Below are 9,121 nucleotides of genomic sequence, written 5' to 3'. Positions count from 1 at the left end.
GGCCTCTACGAGTCGGCGCAGCAGCGCGCGCTCATTGACGATCGACGCGTAGTAGGCCGCGTTCGCCGCGGTGGGCACGATCGACGTCAGCGAGTGCAGATAGTCGGCACCGCCGGCACGCCGCAGCTCGCCCGTCTTGATGAGCTCGTCGGTGACGGCGACGACGTCGGTGGGCTCCCCGTGCGAATACAGGTTGAGGATCGCTTCGAAGATCAGCTCATGCTTGGGGACATAGAAATCCGTGCCCCGCAGGGTTTCGATCACGTCCGCGACGGCATCGCCCGACAGCAGCATGCCGCCCAGCGCGCTCTGCTCAGCGAGCATGTCGTGCGGCGGGGTCCGTTCCGGGGTCCGGGGGCCGCCGAGTCGCTCCTCCGAGATGTCCGCGATCGACATGCAACGCCCTCCGCACAGCTGTGGCCCCTCATCGGGATATTTCAGGACCGCAGTACACGGTAGGGAGGGGCTCCGACACCCGCAAACTCCCCTGTGGATAACTATGTGGAGAACGTGCGCGAAACGCCGCTACCGCTGTGTACAAGACCTGTGGAGAACTACGCGACGCGTCGGCAATATGGTCTCAAAATTCACTACTGATCAGGTCATAAAGTATCCCCACCCTGTGGGGAAAGATGTGATTCAAGCCGCGCTTGAAGGTTCTACGATCGGCATCCGCCTGTGCACAAGTACCCCCTCCAACGCAAGGGGGAATTCCTGCCGGATCGGCCGAATTCGCGCCGGTGTGAGACCGTGGAACCCTGGTCGTTCGGCGTCGGAGCACGGATGGCGAACCTCGCCCGCCGCGACCTGATCGGAGAGACCGCATGACCACGCTGACCACGACCGACCCGCGCACCGGCGCCACCGCTGACACCGGCATCACCGCGACCGACGACGGCGCCGTCGCCGGGATCGCCCGCGCCGCCGACGAGGCCCTCCGTGCCGTGCGCTCGCGGCCGCGGTCGTGGCGCGCCGGGTTGCTGCGCGCCCTGGCCGACGCCCTCGACGCCGACCGCGCCGGCCTCGTCGCCACGGCGATGGCCGAGACCGGCCTGCCGGAGGCACCGCTCACCGGCGAGCTGACCCGTTCGGCGTTCCAGTTCCGCCTCTTCGCGGATGCCGTCGACGACGGCGCGTTCCTCGAAGCGATCATCGACCACGCCGACGACACCCCCATGGGCCCCGGGCCCGATGTGCGGCGGATGCTGGTGCCGGTCGGTCCCGTCGCCGTGTTCGGCTCCAGCAACTTCCCGTTCGCGTTCTCCGCGCTCGGCGGCGACACCGCCTCCGCGCTCGCGGGTGGCAACGCCGTCGTGATCAAGGCGCACAGTTCGCACCCGCTCACGTCACAACGTTCCCACGCCGCGCTGGAGCACGCCGCGCGCGCCCACGGCGCCCCGGACGGGCTCATCGGCATCGTGTACGGGCAGCGGGCCGGGGCCGCGCTGGTGGCAGACCCCACGGTCGCCGCCGTTGGGTTCACCGGGTCGCTGTCGACCGGGCGCATCCTGCTCGACATCATCGAGCGACGGGAACGGCCCATCCCGTTCTTCGGGGAGCTGTCCAGCCTCAACCCGCTCGTGATCACCCCGGCGGCCGCGGCCGCCCGCGGCGACGAGATCGCGGCGGGCCTGTTCACCTCGTTCACCGGGTCGGCGGGGCAACTGTGCACCAAGCCCGGCCTCGCGTTCCTGCCGGCATCGGCCGACGGCATCGTCGACGGGATCGTCGCGCGCGGCCGGGATGCCGCCCCGCAGGCACTGCTCAACAGCCGCATCCACGACGAACTCGGCCGCATCCAGCACCGGCTGGTCGCCGACGGCGGCGCCCGGGTGCTGCTCGATGCCCGCCCCGGCGACGAGGGCTTCACCGTCACCCCGGCGGTGCTGGAGATCGCTGCGGCCGCCCTCACTCCCGCCGTCGCCGAAGAGGCGTTCGGACCGCTCCTGGTACTGGTGCGGTACGAGTCGCTCGACGAGGTATATTCCGCTCTCGGCATGATCCCGGACTCGCTGACGGCGACGCTGCACGCCGAGCCCGACGAGACCGAGACCATAGATCGGTTCACTGCGCGCGTGCACGACCTCGTCGGCCGCATCGTCTACAACGGCTACCCGACCGGCGTGCGGGTGTCGTGGGGGATGCACCACGGCGGCCCGTGGCCGGCCACCAACACGCAGCACACGTCGGTCGGGGTCACCGCGATGCGCCGGTTCTTGCGCCCGCTGGCCTGGCAGGACGCTCCCGCCCACGTGCTGCCCGCCGAACTGCGCGACGGCCCGGTCGACGTCCCCCGTCGCGTCGACGGCGAGTTGCAGCTCGCGGCGCGCTGACCGTAGCCTGACGTGCCCCGGACAACGGAACGCCCCGGACCTCGTGGGTCCGGGGCGTTCCGTTGTCGCGTGAGGTTACTTCGCGGCGACCACGAGCAGCGCGATCACGGCGGTCACGTCGTCGCGCAGGCGAACGACGGCCTCGTACTCGCCGACCGACTTGATCGGGGTCGGGAAGGTGATCTTGCGCTTGTCGAGCTCGCCGATGCCGGCGGCCTGCACGGCCTCGACCACGTCGGAGGTCTTGACCGACCCGAACAGCCGGCCCTCCTTGCCCGCGTTGACCTCGAGGCGCACACGCCCGTCTTCCAGCTTGTCCTTGAGGGCCACGGCGTCTTCGTGGGCGTGGATCGCGCGAGCGTCGCGGGCGGCACGGATGGATGCCACCTGCTTCTCGCCGCCGCGGGTCCACGCCACCGCGAAGCCCTGGGGGATGAGGTAGTTGCGGGCGTACCCGTTCTTGACCTCGATGACGTCACCGGCGCTACCGAGCCCGACGACCTCGTGAGTGAGAATCAGCTTTGCCATGTCGGTGCTCCTCAGCGTCCGGCGCCGGCGTAGGGCAGGAGCGCCATCTCGCGCGCGTTCTTGATCGCCTTGGCGATCAGGCGCTGCTCCTGCACCGAGACACCGGTGATACGACGGGCACGGATCTTGCCGCGCTCCGAGATGAACTTGCGAAGCGTGGCGACGTCCTTGTAATCAATGACGCCGACACGGATCGACTTCGCGGGGGCTGCGTTCTTCGGGCCCTTCCGCGGCTTGCGGCGGTCGCCGCTCGACTTTCCAGCCATGATGTTCCTTTACCTGTGAGTTCTAGAAGGGAGTGTCGTCGCCGTAGGTGCCGGGAGTGCTCCACCCGTCGGCACCGCCGCCGGTGTTGCCGCCCTGCTGCGACCCAGGGGTCGACCACGGCTCGTCGGCGACCGGGCGCTGCCCGCCACCGCCGCCGGACGCGGCGCGCGTGACCTGTGCGGTCGCGTAGCGCAGCGACGGGCCGATCTCGTCGACCTCCAGCTCGATGGCCGTGCGGTTGTTGCCCTCGCGGTCCTGGTAGCTGCGCTGCTTGAGGCGGCCGGTCGCGACGACCCGCATGCCCTTGGTCAGCGAGCCCGCCACGTGCTCGGCGAAGTCGCGCCACACACTCGCGCGGAGGAACAGCGCTTCGCCGTCCTTCCACTCGTTCGCCTGGCGATCGAAGGTGCGCGGCGTCGACGCGATCGTGAAGTTCGCGACGGGCAGTCCGCTCTGCGTGTACCGCAGTTCGGGGTCTGCCGTGAGGTTTCCCACAACGGTGATGATCGTCTCGCCGGCCATCGTCCTACGCGTCCTGCGTGACGGCCTTGGCGGGGCGGGCAGCCTTACGGGCGGCCTTCTCTTCCGAGCGCTTGGCCTCGGCGGCGACCTGGGCGATGGCCTCTTCGGCGCGCAGGACCTTCGTGCGCATGATGCGCTCGTCGAGCTTGAGCTGACGGTCGAGCTCCTGCGTGGCGTCGCTGGTTCCGGTGAAGTTCACGACGGCGTAGATGCCCTCGGTCTTCTTCTGGATCTCGTACGCCAGGCGGCGACGGCCCCAGACGTCGGTCTTGTCGACGGTGCCGCCGTCCTTCGTGATGACGGTGAAGAACTTCTCCAGCGTCGGGGCGACGGTGCGCTCATCGACTTCGGGGTTGAAGATCACCATGAGCTCGTACTGGTGCGTGTGCGTCACTAACCCACCTCCTTCGGACTCGAACGGCTCCCGGGCGTTTCCCGAGAGCAGGAGGGTGTGTGCACGTCGTCCGCTCAGAGCGCGGACAACCACAGCAGTCTAGCGGATGCTGCGCCCAACCCCGAACCTCGACGGCCATCCGCAACGCTTCACTTGCCGCAATCTGCATCACTCACCCGCACTTCGCGGCAAGTGAACACCCGCACCGCGCCCGTCACAGGGTCGCCATAGGCTGGGCGGATGCAGTGGACGAGCGATGTGACCGCCGGCGACTGGCTGCGCGAGCGCCTCGACGATCACCTCGCGGCGAGCATGCACAGCGTGGTCCCGCGCGGGTTCGCCGCCTACGCGCGCATCTTCCATCCTGCTGACCGCGATCGGCCCGTGGGTCGGCCGTGGCCGCCGCTGCCGTACGGCGCGCACCACCGCGAATGGGACGCCTTCCAGGGCGCGAACCCCGAGATCGCCCACGAGCGCGTGAGCTGGGCGGATGCCGCGGCCGGCTTCGGCACGACGATGCACGAGCTGGCGCAGTGGCATCACCTGGTCGACAAGCACCGGCAGGTGCAGGGCGAGGATGGACCGAGGGATGCCGCGGGCTGGCGCTATGGCGAGCCCTGCGTGGGCGGGCTCCCAGCCGACCTGGTCGCCGTGATCGCCGCACACCTGGCCGCGCACACCTCGACACCCGACGCCGGGTATGCGGCACTGTGGGAGGGGTGGGGCGGACTGGTCGGGTTCTTCGGCGAGACGCCGTCGCGCACGTTCCTGACGTTCAGCGACGACCCCGACGCCGACCGGCACAACGCGATGCTCGGTCGCAGCATCCCGGATCGCTTCAACAACGTGTTCCGCAAACCCGTGTGGCAGCCCGGCATCCTGCCCGACGACGTCTCGCGGGGCCCGCGCCTCGCCCTGCCCGCCCGCGAGCACATCCTCTTCCGCGGCGGGGTCGCCGAGTTCGCCGACCCCGACTGGGTGCTGCACGTGCCGTGGCGCGACCGTGAGGGAGAAGAGCACGGCTTCCCGCCCAGCGCGCAGTCGCCGAGCATCGTCTGGCCCGACGACCGCGTCTGGGTGCTCGTCACCGAGGTGGACTTCGACTCCACGATCGCGGCCGGTTCCCCCGAGCTCGTGCGGGCCCTGTGCACCGACCCGCGGCTCGAGGCCCGCGTAATCCGCGCCGACGCCGACCTCACCTGGGACGGAGACCCGATCAACCGATGAGCACCCCCGCGCCCGCCTTCGACGCCCGCCCACTCACCGACCCGGTCGATCCGGCCGCGGCCCGCGCCTTCGGCCGCGAGCTGCGGGCATCCGGACGGGCACCGTCAGCGTTCGGCACGAGCGTCATCCTCCTGATCGTGTTCGCGGCCGTCTTCCTCTTCGTGTTCGTCAGCATCGCGGTGACACTGGTCAGCGGCGTGGTCGCGATGGTGGCCTCGGGCGGCGCGGGTGCATCGCTCGTCGGCATGGTAACGATCCTCGCCATCGCCGGGGTGTTCGCGGCCGTCGTGGTCTTCATCGTGCGCCGGTTCCGCGGGTCTGCGGTGCAGTGGTATCGCCTCGACCGGTTCGCCCGCGCCAACGGCATGACCTTCGAACCCCGGTACGACGACCCGCCGCTGCCGGGCATGATCTTCTCGGTCGGACGCAAACGGGCCGCGTCCGACAACGCCGCAGCGGTCGACGTCGAGATCGTGGACGACTGGCTCTTCCTCTACGCCAGGCGCCCGTTCGCCACTCTCGACCCGGCGACCTGGGCCTGGCTGTTCTCGGTCGTGGCGGCCCTGCTCGACAAGTTCGACCAGTGGGCGAGGTGGCGCGACGAGCGACTGACGATGGATGCCGCGGCGCCGCCGGCCGCGGAGGCCCCGATGCCGTCTGCCTCGGGCGAGGCATCCACTCCGTTCGTGGCCCCAGCCGTCGCGCTGCGTCCGCCGCCGGGCGTCGCCCCCGCGGGCCGGCGCTTGAAGAAGGGCGCGCCGTGGGCCGCCATCGTCGTGGTGGGCGTCTTCGTGCTGGTCTGGTTCCTCATGCAGGGCGGCGTGTTCGCCACGATGCTCGGCATGCTGTTCGGCTGACTCAGCCCCGGCATCCCGTCACCCAGATCAGGAGTTCTGGCTGCTGCAGGACGTTCCACCCGGTGATCCTCCTGCGTCCACCGGATCTCCTGATCTGGGGGTCGCTTGGTGATCCGGGTGCTGCAGAAGAGGCGACGCAGGCCGTGGCCGACAAGTGCGACCTGCCGGGCACGCGGTGGGCATCGGATCGAAGGGCTGTGTCACCTTCAAGGAGAATCAGGATGCCGCGCTCGCCGCCGAGCTGACCGCGTAGCTTCCCCCGCACTTCCCCTTCCCGCTTCTCGCCAAAAACTCCTGTTCTGGCGAAGACAGGATGCCTGCGGCATCCATCTTCCTGCGTACGCCAGATCAGGAGTTTTGCCGTGAAGGGAGGGGAGCCAGAACAGGAGTCTTCAGGGGCGGGCGGCCCACCAGGTGCGCAGGCGGCGCTCGGCCTCGGGCTCGCCGAGCACGCCCTCGTCAAGGCGCAGGTCGAGCAGGAACCGGTAGGCCTCACCGACCTCGCGCCCGGGCGTGAGCCCCAGGATCTCCTGGATGCGGTTGCCGTCGAGCTCGGGGCGGATGGCGTCGAGCTCTTCCTGCGCGGCGAGCTCGGCGATGCGGTGCTCGATGTCGTCGTACGCGGCGGCCAGGCGCGCGGCCTTGCGCTTGTTACGGGTGGTGACGTCGGCGCGAGTGAGGATGTGCAGGCGCTCCAGCTCGTCGCCGGCGTCACGCACGTACCGCCGTACCGCCGAGTCGGTCCAGGCGCCCTCGGCATAGCCGAAGAAGCGCAGGTGCAACTCGATGAGCTTCGTGACGCTGTCGACCGTCGGCGTATCGAACCGCAGCTCTTTCAGGCGCTTGCGCGCCATGCGTGCGCCCTTCACATCGTGATGGTGGAACGTCACGGCCCCACCGCGTTCCAGCCGCCGCGTGGCGGGTTTGCCGATGTCGTGCAGCAGGGCGGCGAGCCGCAGCGGCACGTCAGGCGCATCATCCATCTGCCGCGAACCCTCGAGCTCGATCGCCTGCCGCAGCACGGTCAACGAGTGCTCATAGACATCCTTGTGGTGGTGGTGCTCGTCGACCTCCAGCCGCAGCGCGGGCACCTCGGGAAGGAACTCGCTCATGAGGCCCGTGGCGACGAGCAGACGGATGCCACGGCCCGGGGCGTCGGTCTGCAACAGGCGCACGAGCTCGGCCTGCACACGCTCGGCGCTGACGATGCGCAGTGTGTCGCGCAGCTCGCCTATCGCGGCGACGGTCGCCGGGTCGACCTCGAACTCCAGCTGCGAGCTGAAGCGTGCTGCGCGCAGCATGCGCAGCGGGTCGTCGCCGAAGCTCACGTGCGGGTCGGCCGGGGTGCGCAGCATCCCGCGCACGAGGTCTTCGACGCCGCCGGCCGGATCGATCAGCTGTCGCGAGGGCACTCGCAGCGCCATCGCGTTGACGGTGAAGTCGCGGCGGGCCAGGTCGCCGTCGAGCGTGTCACCGAACTCGACGGTGGGCTTGCGGGTCACGCCGTCGTAGCTGTCGGCGCGGTAGGTCGTGATCTCGACCTGATCCCCGGCCACGCGTGCGCCGATCGTGCCGAAGTCGCGACCGATGTCCCAGTGAGCGGTGCTGATGGGCTTCACGATCCGCAGGATGTCGCCGGGCCGTGCGTCGGTGGTGAAGTCGAGATCGTGCGTGTCCCGGCCGAGCAGCGCGTCGCGCACGGGCCCGCCGACGATCGCCAGCTCGTGCCCTGCGGCGGTGAACGCGTCGGCGAGCACCGCGACCGGGGCGGATTCTGCGAGCGCGCCCAAGCGCGCGACGCCCTCGGCCATGTTCAGCATGGTTCGAGCCTAATCGGGCGAGCCGTGGCATCCCGATCCGTCACGCGAACCGCAGGAACCCGGCGAACACCAGCTCGCGCACGCGCGACAGCAGGTCGGCACGGAGGGCCGCGGCATCCACCTCCATGAGCTGTGCGATCGCGGCGATGAGCGCTCCGACGGGCAGGTCACCGTCGCATGCGCCGACCAGTGCGGCCAGTGCCGGGTCGACCGAGAGCACGCGCGCGAGCCCGCCGCCCTGTCGCAGCTCGATGACCGCCGGATCTTCCGCACCGGGGGTGAAGTGGCGCGCCTCAGTCACGTCGGGCGAGACGAGAAGAGTGGATGCCGCCAGCTCGCCGTCGTCCAGGGTCTCCAGGCGATCGTGGGCCGCCAGGGCATCGGCGAGGTGCGCGCCGAGGCCCGCCTGATCGACGGCCTGCGGCAAGTGCTCGTACCGCGCGAGGGTCGGCACCCCCGAGGGCGCACGTCGCAGCAGCACGTATCCGAACCCGATGTCGTCGACGCCGCGGTCGGCGAAGTCGTCGAGCCAGGCATCCACCAGCTCTTCGTATCCGTCGCGGCCGGGCGCCGTGCCGCCGTCGCGCACCCACAGCTCGGCATACGCGAGCGGGTCGAGGTTCTCACGCTCGATCACCCAGGCATCCAGGGGCACAGGTGAGCCTTCGACCCACTCACGCACCCGGTCGAGCCCAGAGCGGGCATCGCGGCTCTCCCAGTTGCCGAGCAGCTGCGCCACCCCGCCCGGCTCGAGCACGGCGCCGACATTGCCGATGAACGCGGCGACCAGGTCATCGCCGGCCATGCCGCCGTCGCGGTACTCGTACGCGGGTATGCCCTCGACGCGCGGGGTGATCACGAACGGCGGGTTCGACACGACCCGGTCGAACCGCTCGCCCGCGACGGGTTCGAACAGGCTCCCCTCCCTGGTCTCTATGCCGGTCGCCCCGTTGAGCATGGCATTCAGTCGTGCAAACCCGAGCGCCCGCCGCGACACATCCGTGGCAACAACCTCCTGCCACTGCCCTTCCTGCCCTTGACCTTCCTGCCATTGCCCTTTCCGAAAACTCCTGATCTGGTGAGCGCAGGACGATGTCGCCCCCGAACACCCTGTCTCGGCCAGAACAGGAGTTTTCGGTGTCGGGGTGGGTGCTGCGGGGGTGGGCGGTGAAG

The 9,121-nt window shown here is 69.8% G+C and carries 9 protein-coding genes and 1 pseudogene; 3 read left to right on the top strand and 7 right to left on the bottom strand.

The genetic code is table 11. From position 1 onward, the window contains the following. The coding region (locus ACK5IN_RS06620) for a DnaB-like helicase N-terminal domain-containing protein (RefSeq protein ID WP_416895406.1) at window positions 1-396 on the bottom strand (396 nt) is incomplete at its 3' end. A gap of 428 nt (window positions 397-824) precedes the next feature. Between ACK5IN_RS06620 and ACK5IN_RS06615 the strand changes: the two genes are divergently transcribed. Beyond that, entirely contained in the window at window positions 825-2,333 is a 1,509-nt protein-coding gene (locus ACK5IN_RS06615) for an aldehyde dehydrogenase family protein (protein WP_416895405.1), read from the top strand. Window positions 2,334-2,408: 75 nt separating this feature from the next. Here ACK5IN_RS06615 and rplI read toward each other — a convergent pair whose 3' ends face one another. The 4 genes from rplI to rpsF are packed head-to-tail and all read right to left on the bottom strand — an operon-like array spanning window position 2,409 to window position 4,017. Beyond that, complete coding sequence (gene rplI, locus ACK5IN_RS06610) at window positions 2,409-2,861, bottom strand: 50S ribosomal protein L9 (protein ID WP_416895404.1); 453 nt, start codon at window positions 2,859-2,861, stop codon at window positions 2,409-2,411. Between the two features lie 11 nt (window positions 2,862-2,872). Beyond that, entirely contained in the window at window positions 2,873-3,127 is a 255-nt protein-coding gene (gene rpsR / locus ACK5IN_RS06605; protein WP_416895403.1) for a 30S ribosomal protein S18, read from the bottom strand. A 22-nt stretch (window positions 3,128-3,149) separates the two neighbouring features. Next, complete coding sequence (locus ACK5IN_RS06600; RefSeq protein ID WP_416895402.1) at window positions 3,150-3,650, bottom strand: single-stranded DNA-binding protein; 501 nt, start codon at window positions 3,648-3,650, stop codon at window positions 3,150-3,152. 4 nt (window positions 3,651-3,654) lie between these two features. Continuing rightward, complete coding sequence (rpsF, locus tag ACK5IN_RS06595; RefSeq protein ID WP_416895407.1) at window positions 3,655-4,017, bottom strand: 30S ribosomal protein S6; 363 nt, start codon at window positions 4,015-4,017, stop codon at window positions 3,655-3,657. 267 nt (window positions 4,018-4,284) lie between these two features. Here rpsF and ACK5IN_RS06590 point away from each other — a divergent pair, with 267 nt between their 5' ends. Both ACK5IN_RS06590 and ACK5IN_RS06585 read left to right on the top strand, forming a co-directional pair. After that, window positions 4,285-5,271 (top strand): hypothetical protein, encoded by a 987-nt coding sequence (locus tag ACK5IN_RS06590; protein WP_416895401.1) that lies wholly within the window; start codon window positions 4,285-4,287, stop codon window positions 5,269-5,271. Beyond that, on the top strand, window positions 5,268-6,128 hold the full coding sequence (locus tag ACK5IN_RS06585) for a hypothetical protein (RefSeq protein ID WP_416895400.1): 861 nt from the start codon (window positions 5,268-5,270) through the stop codon (window positions 6,126-6,128). The genes ACK5IN_RS06590 and ACK5IN_RS06585 overlap by 4 nt, the downstream gene beginning before the upstream one ends. Window positions 6,129-6,520: 392 nt before the next feature. Here the strand turns inward: ACK5IN_RS06585 and ACK5IN_RS06580 are convergent, their stop codons facing one another. Together ACK5IN_RS06580 and ACK5IN_RS06575 are read right to left on the bottom strand one after the other, a co-directional pair. Continuing rightward, entirely contained in the window at window positions 6,521-7,948 is a 1,428-nt protein-coding gene (locus ACK5IN_RS06580) for a CCA tRNA nucleotidyltransferase (protein WP_416895399.1), read from the bottom strand. Between the two features lie 40 nt (window positions 7,949-7,988). After that, window positions 7,989-8,960 (bottom strand): annotated as a pseudogene (locus ACK5IN_RS06575) (methyltransferase); the annotation flags it as partial. Window positions 8,961-9,121: the final 161 nt, after the last annotated feature.

It is taken from the genome of Microbacterium sp., from assembly GCF_047971895.1.
Lineage (GTDB): Bacteria > Actinomycetota > Actinomycetes > Actinomycetales > Microbacteriaceae > Microbacterium.
Note: the sequence above shows the minus strand (reverse complement) of the source record. Positions and strands in the feature narration are given on the sequence as shown.